Source organism: Actinospineispora eucalypti, assembly GCF_039543365.1.
In the GTDB taxonomy this organism is placed as follows: Bacteria; Actinomycetota; Actinomycetes; order Mycobacteriales; family Pseudonocardiaceae; genus Pseudonocardia; species Pseudonocardia eucalypti.
This window is the reverse complement of sequence record NZ_BAABJP010000063.1, coordinates 67,825-84,647: the sequence shown is the minus strand read 5'-3', so window position 1 is coordinate 84,647 and position 16,823 is coordinate 67,825. Positions and strand designations below refer to the sequence as shown.

Below are 16,823 nucleotides of genomic sequence, written 5' to 3'. Positions count from 1 at the left end.
CGCCGTTGAATCGCTGCCGAACTGAACCGAGATGAACGTCGCGGCCATCCACAGCATCGCGGCGCCGAGCAAGAGCTTCCCGAACGACAGCGACGCCAGCACCGACAGCAACCCGCGCGCCACCGACGACCGCACGGCGCACGCGCGCCGCCGGCCGGGTGCGGACGGGGAAGCCATCGAAGCGGCACTCCTCAGGAAGCAGAGCTGGTTCTGGTCGCATCGCGCGAGGTCACTGGAGTGATCGGAACCAAACCGCAGGAATCACCCGCAGCGGAACATCCTTACGGCACGAAGCTACGCAAGTCGATCCGTCCTGGCCCACACAAGCAGGCGCTGGACCTGGCTACCGATCGACACCGCCACGGTCACGTCACGCGGAAGCGCATCCTCGGAGCCCCCTCAGGCGCCAAGTCGATCGGTTGCGCGTTCTGAAGGTACATAAAGAGTCAACGCGATGTCCAGTGATTCTCAGCTTTCGGAGCCGATTCAGCCATGGTCTTAGATCTTCTTGACGCATGATCGCGGTGGGTCGGCCGTCAGGTGGCTGACACCCTTCTCGGCGATTCACAGGATTCGATTATCGGGCCGATATCTGCCCGAAATATGACACTATCGCCGTTGATTTACCTAACGTAAAAAGGGTCACACCCGGAGTCCGCTGGTTTCCGTGCCTCGAGACGTGACCCGCTCACAATGCGTGGCCACCTGGACGGGACCGGCCACCGAGTGCCCCGATGAGTGGCCACCGGGCGCCGTGTCCGACCGGCGCGGACGTGGCCACGACACTTGGCCCCGGCCGTTGGTGCGCGGCCATGGCCACGTGCCGCGCGGTGGCCATGCCGACCGGCGCCGGCCATCGCGTCGGGCGGGATTCGGGATCGTCGAACGCCCGGACGAGTCCGAAGTCGGCCGCCGGTGGTGCGCGGTGCCGGTTGTAAAGATCGGCTGGGACGGCGCGGCTGGGTCGTTTGCCGCGGTTGGGTACGGCCGGTCGCATGGAGCGGGCGGTCTGGTCGCCGAGCACGCTGAGTGTCGCGTTGTGTAGCGGGCGTGGTCGGCGCGGTGGAATGGGCCGGCGGGCGCTCATGGTCAACTCAACATGGGAGACGTTCCACCCACCAGAACGTCTCCCATGTTGAGTTGACCATCCTCGCCCCGGACCCGGCACGGAGCCCGCGCCCTCGAACTGCTACAGAGAGTGACTAGCTCGGCCGTCGGCCGGGTTCAACGCGATGGGCCGCGCCGAACCGCAGCAGATGCCCCAGCCGCGCCGTCCCAGCCGATCTTTACAACCGGCGTCGCCCAGCAAGTGACAGCCAGGTTTGGACTTACTCCTCTACCGGCGGATCGCGTGGACATCGGGGTCCCGGGCCCGTACCCTCCGGGCGACAGCCAGCTACGAGACGGGCGAACGGACGTGGTCGATCGGGTGGCGTTGACCGCGTTCGCGGCCGTGCTCGGGGGTACCTCGCTCATTGCGCTTTCCGCGCGTTGGCTGCGGCCGAGCCGGGAGCTTCCCTCGATGGACGGCTGGGCGGTGGCCGGGCGCGACTTCGGCGGCTTCATCACCTGGTTCCTGCTCGGCGGCTCGATCTTCACCGCCTACACCTTCGCCGCGGTGCCCGGACTCGCCTACGGCGCCGGCGCGCTGGGCTTTTTCGCGCTGCCGTACACGATCATGCTCTGCCCGGTGCTGTTCCTGCTGCTGCCCCGGCTGTGGCGGATCGCGGCGGACGGCGGGCACGTGACGGTCGCGGACTACGTGCGCGAGCGCTACAACTCCCCCGGGCTGGCGCTGGCCGTGGCGCTCACCGGGATCCTCGCCACGATGCCCTACATCGCGCTGCAGTTGCTGGGCATCCGCGCGGTGCTGTCCGCGTCGATGGTCTACCCCAGCGGTTTCGGCGGGGACCTCATCCTGATCGGGGTGTTCGCCATCCTCGCGGTGGCCACCTTCCGCCGCGGCCTGCGCGCCCCGACGGTGATCTCCTTGTTCAAAGGCCCGCTGGTGTTCGGCGCGGGCCTCGGGGTGACCGTGGTGGTGCTCTACCAGCTCGGTGGCCCCGGCGCGATCTTCGAGCGGGCCGCGCACCCGCTGGACGCCCGGCCGGAGACCAGGCTGCTGCTCGACCCGTCCACGTACACGGTGTTCGCCAGCCTGGCGCTCGGCTCGGCGCTGGCCCAGCCGATGTACCCGCACGTGCTGACCGCCGCCTTCTCCGCGAACGGGGAGAACACGTTGCGCCGGGCCGCGATCGCGCTGCCCGCGTGGACCGTGCTGCTCGGGCTGTTCGGCTTCCTGGGCATCGCCGCGCTCGCCGCCGGCGTGCTGGCCCCGCCGGGCAGCGCCGAGTCGTCCGTCCCGCTGCTGGTCGCCCGGATGCTGCCCAGCGCGCTGGCCGGCGCGGTCTACGGGGCGCTCGCGGTGGGGGCGCTGGTTCCGGCGGCAATAATGTCGGTGGCCGTGGCTACCCTCTTCACCCGCAATGTGTACGTGGAGTACTTCTTCCCCACCGCCACCCCGAAGCACGAGCTGAAGACGGCGCAGCTGGTGTCCCTGCTGGCCAAGGCCGGCGCGCTGGCCTTCGTGTTCGGGCTGCGCGACCAGGACGCGATCAACCTGCAACTGCTCGGCGGGGTGTGGATCCTGCAGACCTTCCCGGCAGTGGCCATCGGCGCCTTCTTCGGCTGGTTCCATCGGATCGGTGTGTTCGCCGGTTGGGCGGTGGGCATGGTGGCAGGCACACTGTTCGTAGTGTCGGGTGGGTTTTCCTCCGTCGTGGAGGTGGGTTGGTCGATCAAGTTGTACGCCGCGCTCGTCGCCTTGCTGCTCAACCTGCTGGTAGCGACGGGGGTGACCTTCGTGCTGCGCCGGTCGTCGGTGGGCATGCCGTGAGCGACCCCGAGCACGAGCGGGAACGGGCGATCGCCGCGCTGTTCGCCGAGCACCACACCCCGTTGGTCCGGCTGTCCGCGCTGCTCGGCGCGGACGACCCGGAGGACATCGTGGCCGAGGCGTTCTACCAGCTGTTTCGGCGCTGGCGGCGGCTGCGCGACGAGACGTCGGCGGTGGCCTACGTGCGGTCCGTGGTGTGCAACCTGACCCGGATGCGGCTGCGCCACCTGCAGGTCGCCCGCCGGCACCTGGCCAGGGAGGGCGCCGACCCGACCACGGAGATCGTGCGCGACCGCGGCGGGCTGCACGAGGAGCAGCAGGCGGTGCTCGAAGCGCTCAAGCAACTGCCGTCCCGGCAGCGGGAAGCCCTGGTGCTGCGCTACTGGCTGGACCTGAAGGAGTCGGAGATCGCGGCGGCGATGGGTATCTCGGCGGGCGCGGTGAAGTCGCACACCTCTCGCGGCATGGCCGCGCTGACCGAGGTACTGAAGGAAGAGGCGAGTCCGAGACCTGGGTGACAGTGATCCCGGTCGGCGGTGTGGGAACGTACAGTGGGACGCGTACGAGCAAAGGGGGTTCGTGGGATGGCGATCGATCAGGCCGATCGCGCCGAGGAACAACTACGGGCGGCGCTGCATGCGCGCGCTGCACAGGTGAGCGCCACTCCCCCGGCATATGGCAAGGTCAGCGCGGTTTGGCGGCGCCGTGAGCGCAAGCGGCGACTGATCCTGGCGATCCTCGCCGCCCTGGTTTTCACCACCGCCGACGGCGTCGCGCTGTGGGCGCTGAACCACGCCAACACCGACTCGCACATCATCTTCTCCGACCCCAAACCGGCGGAGCGCCCCATCGGTGGGCTCACCCAGCCTTAGATGTCCCTGAGCGATTCACTGATGGCACAGGCCGTTGACCAACTCATCGCCGAGGGACCCGCAAGACCACTGCGAGCGTCGGGCCGATCGTAGGCCGAGGCGACGCGTGCGCGTGTCAGTTGCGGCTCAGCGCATCTGGATCATGGCGTCGGGCGGGTTGCGGGCAGCCCCTACGAATTTCGTGACGGCTTTCGTGACAGCGTCCAGCGCAAGATCATCAGCTCGGCGGGTGGCGCTGCGTGCGGTGGCCGGTGCCGTAGGGGTCGACGAACGAAGTGGCCCCCGCATCGCTGTGAACGGCCGAGTACCTGATCAGCGCTCGGTCAGGCCGATCCACCGAGCGAATCCGGAGAGGCTGTCCGTTCGGCGCCGGTCAGTCTCGGCCAGCGTGGCGACGGTCTCCCGAACTTGCGGGTGGTAGCGCGTCTGGAGCGGTGACACGCGGCGCGCTCGATGTAGTGCTTCCAGGGAGCCGGCGCGGTCGCCGTGAAGCTGTAGCCCCCGGGCTAGGTCGATCCAGTGGTGGCCGACCCGTTCGCGCGGGGTGGTGGGGCTGAACGGTTCCTTGATAGCCGCAGCGCGCTTGACGGCCTCGGTGCCGTCGCGGCGTTCGACGGCCAGGCCCACGGCCCAGATGTTCGCCGAGTCGGGGTCGAATGCCAGCCGGTAGTAGTCGCTGCCCGGGGTGACGTGTTGGGCGGCGTGCCGTGCCTCGGCGAGATGCGCGTCAGACAGGTCTGCGTCACCAGCGCGGGCGGCGGCGAGCCCGGATTTCGCGTGCAGCACGCCGTGCATCGCCAGTGCTGCCTCATCCTGGGTGCGCAGCCGGGCAGCGATGGCATTCCGGGCTGTGTCCAAGTAGTCCAGGGCGCCGCGCCATTCAGCGGTGGCGATCAGTTCACCGGCCCGGTAGAAGTCGGCCGCCGCCATGGCGAGCTGGTCACCAGACAGCCGTGCCGCCCACGCAACCCGTTCGGTGGTCAGGGACGACAGGTCGGCGTAGCCGAGTTTGTAAGCGACCTGCCCGGCGGCGGCGTATGCCTCGGCCAGCAGCCCGTACACCCGTTCCCGTTCGACGCCTTCGTAGTGGTGCGCGGCGGCGCGCAACTCGTCCAGCAGGGGCGGCAGCTCGGCGCCGAGCTGATCGAGGCTGGCTGACTGACGTAGGACTGAGGCATGTGCCACGGCCTTGGCCAGCTCGGCGACCGGTCGCGGGTTCACCCCCGGTGCGGGCGGCAGCAGGTAAGCGGCGATCTCTCGGCGCAGAGCTGGGATCACCGAGTGCACACGGTGTTCGTCGCGGTTCGCGAGTGGTTGTGGCTGGTTGGTCAACTCGCCCGCGCCGAGCCCGAGAGCACGGGCGCATGCCGCGATGAACGCGGGGCTCGCTGGCGTGGTGCCCTGCTCCACCTTCTTGACCAGCGAGAGCGACAGGTGCGCGCGGTTTGCCAGTTGGAGTTGGGTGAGTCCGACGATCTTGCGGGCAGTGCGCACCCGCTCACCGACACTATGCGTCTCCGTCACATGTGCCAGCGTACGTCCTCATTGGCTCGCGTTGTCCCCTTGTTGTCCCTCTGGTTGTCCCTGTCGCCATAACTTCGTCGGGTGCTCGCTGACCAGCCACAACAGCCCCCGGCCAAGTGCCGGCCGACCCATGAGCCCTACGGCGCGGTGACCCTCGGCGATTGGCTGGCGTTGCTACGCGCTACTTGGGGTTTCGGCCGGTCGATCTTCGCCGAGCACATACCTCGGTCTGATGGCCGGTGCTCGGCGTGTGCGTGGTCGTGGCCATGCCCCGGTGTCCGTCGTGGCTGACCGCGCCCGAGCGGTGAGCATGTCCAGTGTCGTCGGTGAGCTGGCGAGCATCCTGGATCGGCCGGTCTTGTCCGGTTCTGACTTCAAGGCCGTGGACGTGATCGGGAGGTTGCTGGTCGCGTTCCCGAGTGAGCTGGTCACCTTGGAGCGCGAGCACCTCGATCGGGCCGGGGTGTGTTCTCACTGCCCTGATGCTCAGGCGTGGCCGTGCGGGTATGTCCGTTGCGCGTGGGATGCGCGGCTGGTGTTGGGGTGGCCGTTGCCGGGTGCCGCGCGGGAGTGGGCTGGTCATGCCTGATCAGGTCGTGTCGTCGCCGGGTGAGGAGCTGCGTGCGATGGGTGAGGGCGTGATCGCGTTGTTGATGGAGCGCGGCGAGGCGGAAGCGGACAAGGTGCTCACCATTCATTCCGTTCGCGGCTACAGCGATGTGTGTTTGAGCTGCCATTCACCGAAAGACCCGTGTAATTGGTTTGAGTGGGCGGCCGAGGCGAAACGACGGATAGCGACAGAGCGGCACAACGCCAAATAACTGGCAAGAATGGAGGATAAGCGGAATGAATGAATACGACGTGATGGACGGCTGCGTTGACGGACCGCTGGCGTCGGTCGGTTTGCGTGTTCTGAATCGGCCCGGCGAGACCCCGACTGGCAGCGGCGAAAAGTCGTCTACGGGTTTGGTGCCGTTGGCGCTGCGGGTGTCGCAACTGGCGCCGTCCGGTGTGGTCCCGGAGTGCCGGTTTGATCCGGTCACGCAGGTCAGTGCGCAAGATGATGAGAACGACGAGCCGCGCATGAAAAAGGACTGGACCACTGTCGAGGGGACGCACACCGACGGCGACGGCGGGGATAACGAGTCGTGGGGATGGGAAGAGGTGTGACGGTTCGATGGGTGTGCTGATTCTTGCCCGCGATTTTGATCCGACCGCAGACGCGGTCGTGCGAAAGCTGACCGGGCGTGGCGTTCAGGTTTTGCGCACTGACTTGTCAGCTTTTCCGACCAGCCTGAGTGTGGATGCCGCGCTGTGTGACAGGCGGTGGCGGGGCCGGCTCTGGAATTCTCACCATTCGATGGCGCTCGAAGAGATGCGGTCGATTTGGTGCCGGAATCCGTCGACGTACAGGTTTCGGGACGAGATGCCAACTCAGGTTCAGGATTTGGCGTATCGGGAGGCGAAGCTCGGACTCGGCGGTGTACTCGGCGCGCTGGACGTGTTGTGGGCGAACCATCCGAACCGCTGCGCGGACGCAATCTGGAAGCCGTATCAGTGGCGAATGGCCGCCGAGTGCGGTTTGAGTGTCGCCGACACGGCGATCACGAACGACCCTGAGGCGGCGGCGCGGTTCGTGGGCGCCCACTCGGAAGGCGAGACCATCACGAAAGCGCTCGGTCCCTCAGGGGTGACCGTGGACGGGCAGACGCGGGTGGCGTTCACGCGGCGGCTGGATCGGTCCGACGTGGCGAACCTGAACAGCGTGGCGTTGACGGCGACGACGCTGCAACGTTTCGTGCCGAAGGCGTTCGAGGTGCGTCTTACCGTGATCGGGGATGCGTGGTTCCCGGTCGCGATTCACGCCTTGAGTGAGCGAGCGCGTGTTGACTGGCGTTCAGACCCGGAAGCGTTAACGTTCCGGCCCGTCGAGGTTCCGGATGGGGTCGCCCAGGGGGTGGCGATGTACATGAAGCGCGCGAATCTCGTCTACAGCGGCCTGGATTTCGTGGTCACACCGGACGATGAATGGGTGTTCTTGGAAGCCAACAGCGGGCCACAGTTCGGATTCTTGGAAGCGGCGACCGGCGAGCCGATGACGGCAGCGATGGCCGACCTACTCGCCCAGGGAGCCACGCAGTGACCATGCTCGCGCCGGACTGGCCGCGCCGCGCTGAGGCGTTGTGTGCGCGGCTGGTCGCCGACGGCAAGCTGTCCTCTCCCGAGTGGCAAGCGGCGGTGCGCGCGGTCCCCCGGCATGAACTGGTGCCGCGATGCTGGGTGCCCGATGATCGCGGGCGCTGGACGGTGATGGACACCAGCACCGAAGACGGCCGCGACGCGTGGCTTGACCTGGTCTACTCGAACGCGGCTGTAGTCACGATGGTCGCCACCAACGCGGCCGGGCACACCACCGTGCAATCGTCCTCGTCCATGCCCAGCCTGATGACGCGGATGCTCGAATCGTTGGACGTGCGCGATGGGCACCGGGTGCTGGAGATCGGCACCGGCGCCGGCTATAACGCGGCGTTGCTGTGTCACCGGTTGGGGCAGGGCAACGTGTACTCGGTGGATGTTGAGCCTGAGCTGGTCGATCTTGCTCGGGACCGGCTGGCCAAGATCGGTTACCGGCCGACCTTAGTGGCCGGTGACGGGGCGCTCGGTCTACCAGACGAGGCGCCGTTCGATCGGATCATCGCTACGACCGCCGTGCCGGCCGTGCCGTGGCCGTGGATCGAGCAAACCCGGCGGGGCGGGGTGATCCTCGCGGACGTGAAGATCCGCGGCCAGTGGGGCAGCCTGGTCCGCCTGATCCGCACCGCCCCGGATCGCGCCGAGGGGTCGTTTGATCCGGTCTATGGATCGTTTATGAGGCTGCGCCACGAACCGAACCAGGCCTACCCCGAGACCGCGAGGACGCCGCTGCCTGATGACGCCCCGGTCGTGGAACGGTCCACCACGGTTGACCCCCGCACCCCGTTCACCCGGCTGGTGGTGTGGTTCCTGGCCGGGTTGCGCCTGCAACCGTGGATCGGGCTTGGCTACAGCGGCGGAGACCCCCGTACCGCGCCGCGCTCGGTACGCCTCACGGCCGAGGACGGCTCGTGGACCGAGGTGGACCTGGTGGCCACGTTCAGCCGGCATGCCGTCCGCGAGGCCGGACCTACCAAGATCTGGGCCGAAGTCGAACGCGCAGACCAACAGTGGCACGACTGGGATAGGCCCGGGTGGGAACGGTTCGGCCTGACCGTCACCCCGGGCCAACAACGGGTGTGGCTCGATAACCCCGATAGTGATCAGCGCTGGCCGGTGCGGTGAGGGGGCGACCCGGACCGGGTGGACCGGATCGCCCCCAACCTCCCGCTGCGCTGTGGTGGGCAACCGGAAGAGGTCGCGGAGGCGATCCTCTGGCTGCTCTCCGCCCGGTCTTCCTACGTAACCGGATCGTTCATCGACCTGGCCGGCGGGCTTTAGGGCAGTCGTTCCAGCTCCGGGCCGACCGGCACTGGTTCCGGCAGCGTCGGTGCCGGGTCCGGCTCGGCCGGGCCGAACCCTTGCCGGGCCAGGTGGTTGGCCAGTTCGGCGGTGGAGGAGAAATTCTCCGGCATGGCGCGCCTACCGCTTCGGTGAGGAGCCGAGGCGGTAGCCGAAGCCGCGCACGGTGACCAGCAGGTTCGGCCGGCCCAGCTTGGTGCGCAGCGCGGTCATGTGCACGTCGAGGGTCCGGGAGATGGCCAGGCTGGAGCGGCCCCAGACCTCGTGCATGATGTCCTTGCGGCTCACCGGCTGGCCGGCGTTGCGGGCCAGCACGGCCAGCACGTCGAACTCCCTCGGGGTCAGCCGGACGTACTCGCCGCCGACCGCCACGGTGCGCGCCACCAGGCGCACCTCCATGTCCCCCACCTGCACGAGCTGCTCGGGTGGGGCGGCCGCGGTGGCCCGGCGGCTGATCGCTTTCACCCTGGCGAGCAGCTCCAGCGGCCGGACCGGCTCGACCATGTAGTCGTCCGCCCCGCACTGCAGCGCGATGACCACCGAACCGACGTCCTGCCGCCTGGAGTAGACCAGCATGGGCGCCTGCGTGGCCAGCCGCAGCTCGGCCAGGAAGCTCAGCCCGTCCACTTCGGGCAGCTCCAGGTTCAGCAGCAGAATGTCGGTCTCTTTGAGCTCGGCCATTGCGGCCCTGGCAGTGCGGCAGCGCAGCGATTCGTAACCGCTCGAGTCCAGCGCCGCCGCCACCGCGTTCGCGGTTTGGTCGTTGTGTTCGATGAGCAGCACGCGGGTTTGGTGCTGTTGAAACTGGGCACCCGTTGTGGGGTTCCCGAACGACCAGGTCGAAATGTGTCCCGCTGCTTCCGGGGACAACTCGGACTCGCTGGCGGCCAGCAAGGTCATGATCCGCCGTCCTCCCTAGTATTGGTCTCCTACCCCCCGGTAGGGCGGCCGCACGACGTTGAGGGCCTCGGTTTAAAGGACGTGTTCTAGAGCCCCCAGCGCAGAGCCGGGGTGTTCACCGGGGCATCCCACAGGCGCAGCAGTTCGTCGTCCGCGCGGAGCAGGGTGACCGAGGCGCCGGCCATGTCCAGGCTGGTGATGTACGGGCCGACCAGGCTGCGGGCCACCTCGACCCCGGCCTTGTTCAGCAGCGCGGCCACCTCCTGGTAGACCACGTACAGCTCGAGCAACGGAGTGCCGCCCAGGCCGTTGACGAAGGCGACCACGCCGCCGTCGCCGGTGAAGTCCAGGTCGGCCAGGATCGGTTCGAGCAGCCGCTCGGCCACCTGTTTGGCCGCGGCCAGCGGGACCCGCTGGCGGCCGGGTTCGCCGTGGATGCCGACCCCGACCTCCATCTCGGCCTCGCCCAGCTCGAAGGTCGGCCGACCGGCGGCGGGCACCGTGCACGAGGTCAGCGCGACGCCCATGCTGCGGGAGCCGGCGTTGACCTTGCGCGCGATGTCGGCGACCTGGTCGAGCGGGCGGCCCTGTTCCGCCGCCGCGCCGGTGATCTTTTCCACCAGCACGGTGGCGCCGACGCCTCGGCGGCCGGCGGTGTAGAGGCTGTCCTGCACTGCGACGTCGTCGTCCACCACCACCGAGACCACCTCGACGCCGGCCTCCGCGTTGGCCAGCTCGGCGGCCATCTCGAAGTTCATCACGTCGCCGGTGTAGTTCTTCACGATGTGCAGCACGCCGGCGCCGCCGTCCACGCCCTTGGTGGCGGCCACCATCTGGTCCGGCACCGGGGAGGTGAACACCTCGCCCGCGCAGGCCGCGTCCAGCATGCCGACGCCGACGAAGCCACCGTGCAGGGGTTCGTGTCCGGACCCGCCGCCGGAGATCAGCCCGACCTTGCCGGCCACCGGCCCGCCCGCCCGGTAGATCACCTTGTGTTCGTGGTCCACCCGCAGCTCGGCGGGGTGGGCGGCGGCCATGCCGCGCAGCGCCTCGGCCACCACGTCGGCCGGGTCGTTGATCAGCTTCTTCATCGCTCACACCTCCGCACGGGCGGGTTCGACCGGCGTGGCGCTGGCGGCCACGCGGTCTGCGCGGGTACGGGAGATGGCCACATAGGCCAGCGCGGCCAGCGCACCGGCGAGCAGCTCGGCGGCCAGGTAGACCGGCAGCTGCGCCCACTTGACCTCGCCACCGGCCAGCTGCTGGACCACCATCGGGCCGAATGTGCGCGCCGGGTTGATCGCCGCGTTGGTCGCCGGCGCCACCGGGATGATCACGGCGAACACCACGAGGCCGATCGCCACGCCGGCGAACCCTGGCGCCGCCTTGCGGTCGATCACCCCGAACACTGTGAAGACCAGGATGAACGTGCCGACGAACTCGGCGATGAACGCCTGACCCGGGCCGACCCCGGTGCCGAAGGAAGCCACGCCCAGGCCCACTTCACTGGCCTTCGAACCCAGCACTCCGAGGATTGCCCAGGCGCCGAGCAGCGCCCCGACCAGCTGCGCCGCCCAGTACGCCGGCACCCGCGACCAGGGAAACTTCCCGGTCACCGCCAACCCCAGCGTGACCGCCGGGTTGATGTGGTTGCCGGAGATGTGCCCCAACGCGTACACGGTGGCCACCACCACCGTCGCGAACGCGAAGGAGATCATGCCCAGGTCCGCCATGGTGAACGGCGCATCACCGTTGACCATCAACGTCGCCGGCACCGAACCGACCCCAACGAACACCAGGAACGCCGTTCCCAACACCTCGGCAGCCAATCGCTGCACCAATGACGTCTCGTCCATGCCACCCTCCCGCCACACTGCTGGACCTGGGTAGTCGTGAACCCCCCACGGTTCACGAACAGCATTCGACAATGTCGAACTGAATGCGGACAGTACGCCAGTGTTGCGGACCACACAAGCAACTCTTAAGGCAAAGAGATCACTCAACTGCCCCTGTTCAGTGCGGCCCGGGCGGCCGAAAAGCAGGAAAACGATTGCCGTCGCGCTAAAGTTTGAGGTCAAACAATCTGCCGTTTCTCCCCGATAGACAACCGAAATCGGTAGGTAACCTCAGTGACATGATCAATTGATTGATCTCCGAGCCGCATTCGAGGGGGCCTCGCCTCGGGCGACTCGCGGTGTGACGGGCCGGTGGGTGACGTGCCCCGGCTACCGCGCCCGTGCATACTGACCCGACACGGCTTCGGCATCGTCGAAGACTGTGTTGCCCGTCCGAGGGCGCAGGGAGGTTGGGGACGTGATCCAGGCAGTGGACCGGGCGCTGCGAATCATGGCGGTGCTCCAGGGGGCAAGGCGCCTCAACCTCGGCGAGATCGCCACGCGGCTCGAGCTCGCCCCGTCCACCGTGCACGGCTTGATCCGCACGCTGATGGCGCACGGCATGGTCCAGCAGGAGATCGACTCCGGCCGGTACCGGCTGGGACCGCAGACCCTGCGACTGGGCAACGTGTACCTGGACACCCTCGAGCTGCGGTCCCGGGTGGCGATCTGGGCCGAGGACCTGGCCCGCCGCACCGGCTGCGCGGTACGCACCGGGGTTCTGCTCTTCGACGAGGTCGTGGTGGTCGCGCACGAACCCCGCCCGGACGGCACCCGGCAGATGGCCGAGGTCGGCATAGTGATCCCGGCACACGCCAGCGCGCTGGGCAAGGTCCTGCTCGCCTACGACCGCGCGGCACTGGCCGGCATCGCGGCCGACGGCGACCCGCTGCCGAGCATGACCGGCGAGACCATCACCAACCGGCAGGCGCTGGCGGCCCAGCTGGAAGAGGTGGCGCGCACCGGGGCGGCCACCGAGTCGGAGGAGGCCGTGCTGGGCGAGTGCTCGGTGGCCGCCCCGCTCGCCGACGCCACCGGCAGCGCGCCCGGGGCGATCGGCCTGGTGGTGCCCAGTGCCCGGTGGCCGCTGGACGCCGCCACCCTGGACGCGCTGCGGGACACCGCGCGCGCCGTCTCCCGCGAGCTCGGCGCCCCCGCCTGGCCGCCGCAGCTCGCCCCCCGCCCCTCCGCGACCGCGTAGCCCGTTGGGGCTGCGTTCCGCGGATAGCCGGATCCACTCAGCCTGTGATCAGATCACGGACCTCATGACTCATCGGGCGGCCGAAACCTGGGAGAGGTCCTTGAACGAGACCCTGAGCCGGCGAGTGCTTGCGATACCCGCGTTCACGTTGTGCCTGCTCGGTGCCGTGACCGTGCTCAGCGCTCCCACCGCAGCCGCTGACCCCTCGGGATGCAGCGCGAACACCAACGCCAACCCGGGGAAGTGGCGGGCAACCGAAGCCTGGAGCTACTGCGCCACGTACCGAGGGCAGCACCGGGTCGTGGCGAGGTGCACCGACGAGGACCTGAAGCACTGGACCCAGTGGGGGCCATGGGTCGGCGCCGGCCAGAGATCCGAGACCAGCTGCGTCGAGGTCAACTCGGCTACGTACGAACTTCGTTAGCCAGAAGCCGTTCACTTCCGGGCGTCGCCTTGCCGTGGCATGCCTGGGCTGATCGCGGTTTGTGGCCGGCGCGGCAGGTCCCGGGTGCGCTGGCGGAGCCCCTCGAACATCGCCTGCGCCTGCTCGTCAGTGGCGGTCTCCGCGACCACGCGCAGCGTGTTGGGCGCGCTGGTGGCGCCCAGATCGCGCCCTTGGCCCGCCCAGCTCCTCGGCCCGTCGCCGAATCGCCGTCGCGCGCTCTTCAGGATTCTCATAGCCGGCGGCGTGCAGCTTCGGGTCGGGGTTCGGCGGCCAGTCCATCTCCGGCTCGTCAATCCGGTCGCCCGGCTTCACGGATGGGGCCAGTCCCGCGTCGATGGCCTGTTGCCAGCAGTTGCGGTAGTGCCGCACGGTTTTGGGGTCACTCAACCCGCTGAAGCAGGGCACGCTGCACCTGGGAGACCTGGCGACCGGCGTCGGCTACAGCCTGGACGACATCCGGGAACACCTCGTGAACGAGGGCTAGTTCACCCGGCCGCGCGGGGCGCGTAGTGCTGTGCCAGCTCGGCCACCCGGCCGGGCCGGCGTGCCGGCCAGTGCTCCAACAGGTTCGCCATCACCACCTGGCCGAGGGGCTGTACGCGTGCCCACTGCGGCGCCAGCGACCGGGCGGCTTCCATGTGGCTGATCGAGTCTTGCCACTCGTCCAGGTCCACGGCGGCGGCGGCCAGGTGCAACCGGTGCCCGGCCTCCCAGAACGCCGGCACCCGCCCAACGGCGGGCGGTACGCGACGGCTCAGCTCGACGGCCCGGTCAGGCTGGCCGGCACGGACGGCTTGGTCAACAGCCTGCATCGCGGCAACCCGGGGGCCGAACACGCCGGCCTCCCCCGTCCGGTCCTGGCCATCGCGCACGGCGGCGGCCGAGGCGACCCGCAACAACTCGTCGGCTCGGTCCACGTTGCCCCCTCGCGCGGCGGCGCTGGCCGCATTGAAGATCAGCGACCCGAACACCCCAACCTGGTCGGGGTCCGGCGCGGCCAACAGGCCCGGGTCCAGCCGCTGGGCGGCATGCAGCGCGATGCGTTCCGCCTCCTGGTAGTCGCCCTGTCGCACCAGCACCCACACGAGGTAGCGCATGGCGGCGGCCTCGTCCAGCTCGGGCCTGGAGGTGTGCGGGGCAATCTGGAGCGCGCGGTGCGCCGCGTGCGCCGCCAGGTCGGTGAGCTGCAACCGCCCGGCGAGTCCGGCCGCCAGCCGGTAGGAGGTGGCCAGCAACCCGGCGGCGCGCGCCGAGTCGTCCCCCGTGGTGGCGTGCACCGCCCGTCGGGTGTCCACCATCAGCGCGGGCAGTCCGGTGAGCATCTCGGCGTGCTGGCCGGCCAGGTACTGAGCCCAGGCGACCGACGACGCGTCGGTGAGCTGCTCCAGTGGCAGCACCTCGGTCACCTCGGCGAAGTCGGGCAGGTCCAGGGCGTGAACGGCACGGCGGAGCTGGTCGGCCCCGTGGGTGTCGCGCTCGGCCGGGCGCATGCCCAACAGGTCGGCGGTGGTGACTCCCAGGGACCGGGCCAGCGCGGAGAGCGTGCCGCCCCGAACCGCCTTGCGGGTGCCGCGCTCCAACCGGCTGATCGTGTCCACGGACACCCCGGAGGCGGCGCCGAGTTCCTCTTGGGTCAGTCCGCGGCCGGTGCGTAGCCGGGCCAGGTTCTCGCCGAGTTGATCAAGCACTCAACCAGGCCTTTCGTTGGCAACTAGGCGTTTTACGCCGGGTCGAGAGAAGGGTACCCGCATAAGCGCCGGTTCAACGCCGTGGATTGCCCGTGTTGCTGGCGAAACCCTTGTGACGTGCGCAAACAACCGGGGGCCGTCGCGTCGCGAGCGGCCGAGTTCAGCACCATTCGCGAGGCCTTGATCGTGACGAGCGCCGTGGTCGCGCGAGCCGAGCACCAGCCGGGACCGGCCGACTGGTGTGCACGTTGTGGTCAGCCGTTCCCATGCTCGACGGTCCAGGCGGTGAACCGTGCATCGGCGTGAGCAGTACGGGCAGGTCTACGGGGTCCACGCGATCAAGGCTGACGAGATCAGCGCGACGGCGATGTTGTGCAGCACCTTGAAGAAGGCCGAGGGCTACGCGAAGGAACTCAGCACCGACCCGGGCGTGCTCGCTGCCGCCGTGACCCGCTACATCGTGGATGAGCAGGGCCGGCGGACCGCCGTCGTGCTGTACGTGGACGGCAAGGCGCAGAACGTGCCGTGGATCAGCAACGACCGGCGCGTGCTGGCCAACGGGTGGTCCCCGAACCACGGCGTCAAGTGACCTGCCGACGCCCCTTGATCAGCCGGGCCACCCGGCGCCAGCTCGCGCTCACCGGTACCGCGCTGGCCTTGATGTCGGCGGTGTTCGGCACCTTGACCTACGGCGCCCTGACCGGGAACCTGACCCCGTTCGGCCTCGCGGCCGTCGTGGTGGCGGTCACCGAGGTGGTGTTCGCGTTCGTCGCGCCTGGCCACTGGACGGGCTGAGCCGCATCGCGACCGAGCACCGGGCTACCTGAGCGGCTCGTGAGTCCGCCGGGCCGAGGCAAGGTGACGACGGCACCCGGGGCCGGTTGAGGAAGAGTCCGAGTGGGCCGCCGGGCGGATGCGCGCCGTCGGGGCCGAGTCCGAACACGCGCCTGAGCAGCGGTCATGCGGGCGTGACCGCCACGAACAACGATCAAGGCCAACGCGTCGCGGCCCTACCGCCACAGATGAGATCATCTCGACCCCGGGCACCGTGACCCCTCCCCCGCCCCATGCTTCCGCTCGACGCGGGAACGGCCAACCCGCGTAGTCCTGTCGTGTAGTGGTTGATCTCTTTGTCTCAGGCGTCGCTTGTGTGGCGTCCGTCGCTGGCGTACCCTCCGCAATCAGTTCGACATTGTCGAATGATGTTCGTGAACTTGGTCCAGCAGCGTGGCGGGATGGGACTGAACGAGATGACTGAACGCGTTGGTGTGGAGTTCCTCCACGAGTGGCTCCTCGAGTTCGCCCGCGTGGTCAAGGCCAACAAAGACCTGCTGACCTCGCTGGATGCGGCCGTAGGCGACGCCGACCACGGCATCAACATGGACCGGGGCATGACCGCGGTACTGGCCAACCAGGAGGCGAACCCGCCGGGCGACCCGGCCGGGCTGCTCAAGCAGACCGGCGTCACCCTGGTGTCCAGCGTCGGCGGCGCCAGCGGCCCGCTGTACGGCACCTTCTTCCTGCGCATGGCCACCGCCGCCGCGGAACACGCGGACGGGCTGGATGCGGCGGCGTTCGCCCAGGCCCTGCGGGCCGGCATCGGCGGCGTCGTGCAGCGGGGCAAGGCCGAACCCGGCGACAAGACCATGTACGACGCGCTCGCCCCCGCCGCGCAGGCCCTGGAGGACGCGCTCGCCGCCGGCGCCCCACTGACCGATGCGCTCCAACAGGCCGCCAAGGCCGCTGACCAGGGCCGGGACGGCACCACGGGCATGCGCGCCCGCAAGGGCCGGGCCAGCTACCTCGGCGAACGCAGCGTCGGACATCAGGACCCCGGCGCCACCTCAGCCGCACTGCTCATCGCCTCGGCTGCCGCCTCGGCGACGAAAATCATCCACTGATCGGGG

At 69.0% G+C, this 16,823-nt stretch carries 20 protein-coding genes; 13 read left to right on the top strand and 7 right to left on the bottom strand.

Annotated elements, in window-relative coordinates:
• Positions 1 to 31 precede the first annotated feature (31 nt).
• The 4 genes from ABEB12_RS39505 (at position 32) to ABEB12_RS39490 (ending at position 3,768) form a co-directional block, all read left to right on the top strand.
• Positions 32 to 241 (top strand): hypothetical protein, encoded by a 210-nt coding sequence (locus ABEB12_RS39505; protein ID WP_345703538.1) that lies wholly within the window; start codon positions 32 to 34, stop codon positions 239 to 241.
• 1,176 nt (positions 242 to 1,417) lie between these two features.
• Positions 1,418 to 2,896, top strand: a complete 1,479-nt coding sequence (locus tag ABEB12_RS39500; RefSeq protein ID WP_185063175.1) for a sodium:solute symporter — start codon at positions 1,418 to 1,420, stop codon at positions 2,894 to 2,896.
• A complete protein-coding gene (locus ABEB12_RS39495) occupies positions 2,893 to 3,414 on the top strand; it encodes a sigma-70 family RNA polymerase sigma factor (RefSeq protein ID WP_185063176.1) in 522 nt (173 codons plus the stop codon). Before ABEB12_RS39500 ends, ABEB12_RS39495 begins: the two co-directional genes overlap by 4 nt.
• 66 nt (positions 3,415 to 3,480) lie before the next feature.
• Positions 3,481 to 3,768: a hypothetical protein gene (locus tag ABEB12_RS39490; RefSeq protein ID WP_185063177.1), complete on the top strand. Its 288-nt coding sequence runs from the start codon at positions 3,481 to 3,483 to the stop codon at positions 3,766 to 3,768.
• Between the two features lie 312 nt (positions 3,769 to 4,080).
• Here ABEB12_RS39490 and ABEB12_RS39485 read toward each other — a convergent pair whose 3' ends face one another.
• Positions 4,081 to 5,292: a helix-turn-helix domain-containing protein gene (locus ABEB12_RS39485; protein WP_185063178.1), complete on the bottom strand. Its 1,212-nt coding sequence runs from the start codon at positions 5,290 to 5,292 to the stop codon at positions 4,081 to 4,083.
• Between the two features lie 581 nt (positions 5,293 to 5,873).
• Here ABEB12_RS39485 and ABEB12_RS39480 point away from each other — a divergent pair.
• The 5 genes from ABEB12_RS39480 to ABEB12_RS39460 are packed head-to-tail and all read left to right on the top strand — an operon-like array spanning position 5,874 to position 8,766.
• The gene (locus tag ABEB12_RS39480; RefSeq protein ID WP_185063179.1) at positions 5,874 to 6,113 is read left to right on the top strand and encodes a hypothetical protein; all 240 of its coding nucleotides are present in this window, start codon (positions 5,874 to 5,876) and stop codon (positions 6,111 to 6,113) included.
• 25 nt (positions 6,114 to 6,138) lie between these two features.
• A complete protein-coding gene (locus ABEB12_RS39475) occupies positions 6,139 to 6,462 on the top strand; it encodes a hypothetical protein (protein WP_185063180.1) in 324 nt (107 codons plus the stop codon).
• A 7-nt stretch (positions 6,463 to 6,469) separates the two neighbouring features.
• Complete coding sequence (locus ABEB12_RS39470; RefSeq protein WP_185063181.1) at positions 6,470 to 7,435, top strand: MvdC/MvdD family ATP grasp protein; 966 nt, start codon at positions 6,470 to 6,472, stop codon at positions 7,433 to 7,435.
• 2 nt (positions 7,436 to 7,437) lie between these two features.
• A complete protein-coding gene (locus tag ABEB12_RS39465; protein ID WP_185063371.1) occupies positions 7,438 to 8,610 on the top strand; it encodes a methyltransferase domain-containing protein in 1,173 nt (390 codons plus the stop codon).
• A gap of 18 nt (positions 8,611 to 8,628) precedes the next feature.
• Positions 8,629 to 8,766: an SDR family oxidoreductase gene (locus ABEB12_RS39460; RefSeq protein ID WP_185063182.1), complete on the top strand. Its 138-nt coding sequence runs from the start codon at positions 8,629 to 8,631 to the stop codon at positions 8,764 to 8,766.
• Here ABEB12_RS39460 and ABEB12_RS39455 read toward each other — a convergent pair.
• From ABEB12_RS39455 to ABEB12_RS39440, 4 genes are all read right to left on the bottom strand, one after another.
• On the bottom strand, positions 8,763 to 8,900 hold the full coding sequence (locus tag ABEB12_RS39455) for a hypothetical protein (protein WP_185063183.1): 138 nt from the start codon (positions 8,898 to 8,900) through the stop codon (positions 8,763 to 8,765). The genes ABEB12_RS39460 and ABEB12_RS39455 overlap by 4 nt on opposite strands.
• A 7-nt stretch (positions 8,901 to 8,907) precedes the next feature.
• Positions 8,908 to 9,570: a response regulator transcription factor gene (locus ABEB12_RS39450; protein WP_345703537.1), complete on the bottom strand. Its 663-nt coding sequence runs from the start codon at positions 9,568 to 9,570 to the stop codon at positions 8,908 to 8,910.
• A gap of 203 nt (positions 9,571 to 9,773) precedes the next feature.
• Entirely contained in the window at positions 9,774 to 10,778 is a 1,005-nt protein-coding gene (gene dhaK, locus ABEB12_RS39445) for a dihydroxyacetone kinase subunit DhaK (RefSeq protein ID WP_185063185.1), read from the bottom strand.
• Between the two features lie 3 nt (positions 10,779 to 10,781).
• Positions 10,782 to 11,543: an aquaporin gene (locus ABEB12_RS39440; RefSeq protein WP_185063186.1), complete on the bottom strand. Its 762-nt coding sequence runs from the start codon at positions 11,541 to 11,543 to the stop codon at positions 10,782 to 10,784.
• A gap of 457 nt (positions 11,544 to 12,000) precedes the next feature.
• Between ABEB12_RS39440 and ABEB12_RS39435 the strand changes: the two genes are divergently transcribed.
• Complete coding sequence (locus ABEB12_RS39435; RefSeq protein WP_185063187.1) at positions 12,001 to 12,783, top strand: IclR family transcriptional regulator domain-containing protein; 783 nt, start codon at positions 12,001 to 12,003, stop codon at positions 12,781 to 12,783.
• A 435-nt stretch (positions 12,784 to 13,218) separates the two neighbouring features.
• Here ABEB12_RS39435 and ABEB12_RS39430 read toward each other — a convergent pair whose 3' ends face one another.
• Together ABEB12_RS39430 and ABEB12_RS39425 are read right to left on the bottom strand one after the other, a co-directional pair.
• Positions 13,219 to 13,461, bottom strand: a complete 243-nt coding sequence (locus tag ABEB12_RS39430) for a hypothetical protein (protein ID WP_185063188.1) — start codon at positions 13,459 to 13,461, stop codon at positions 13,219 to 13,221.
• Positions 13,462 to 13,713: 252 nt separating this feature from the next.
• Entirely contained in the window at positions 13,714 to 14,916 is a 1,203-nt protein-coding gene (locus ABEB12_RS39425; protein ID WP_185063189.1) for a helix-turn-helix domain-containing protein, read from the bottom strand.
• Positions 14,917 to 15,208: 292 nt separating this feature from the next.
• Between ABEB12_RS39425 and ABEB12_RS39420 the strand changes: the two genes are divergently transcribed.
• The 3 genes from ABEB12_RS39420 to dhaL all read left to right on the top strand — a co-directional run bounded on the left by ABEB12_RS39420 (position 15,209) and on the right by dhaL (position 16,817).
• The gene (locus ABEB12_RS39420) at positions 15,209 to 15,505 is read left to right on the top strand and encodes a hypothetical protein (RefSeq protein WP_185063190.1); all 297 of its coding nucleotides are present in this window, start codon (positions 15,209 to 15,211) and stop codon (positions 15,503 to 15,505) included.
• A gap of 14 nt (positions 15,506 to 15,519) precedes the next feature.
• Positions 15,520 to 15,711, top strand: coding sequence for a hypothetical protein (locus tag ABEB12_RS39415; protein WP_185063191.1), 192 nt, complete (start codon positions 15,520 to 15,522; stop codon positions 15,709 to 15,711).
• A 455-nt stretch (positions 15,712 to 16,166) separates the two neighbouring features.
• Complete coding sequence (gene dhaL, locus ABEB12_RS39410; RefSeq protein ID WP_185063192.1) at positions 16,167 to 16,817, top strand: dihydroxyacetone kinase subunit DhaL; 651 nt, start codon at positions 16,167 to 16,169, stop codon at positions 16,815 to 16,817.
• Positions 16,818 to 16,823 lie beyond the last annotated feature (6 nt).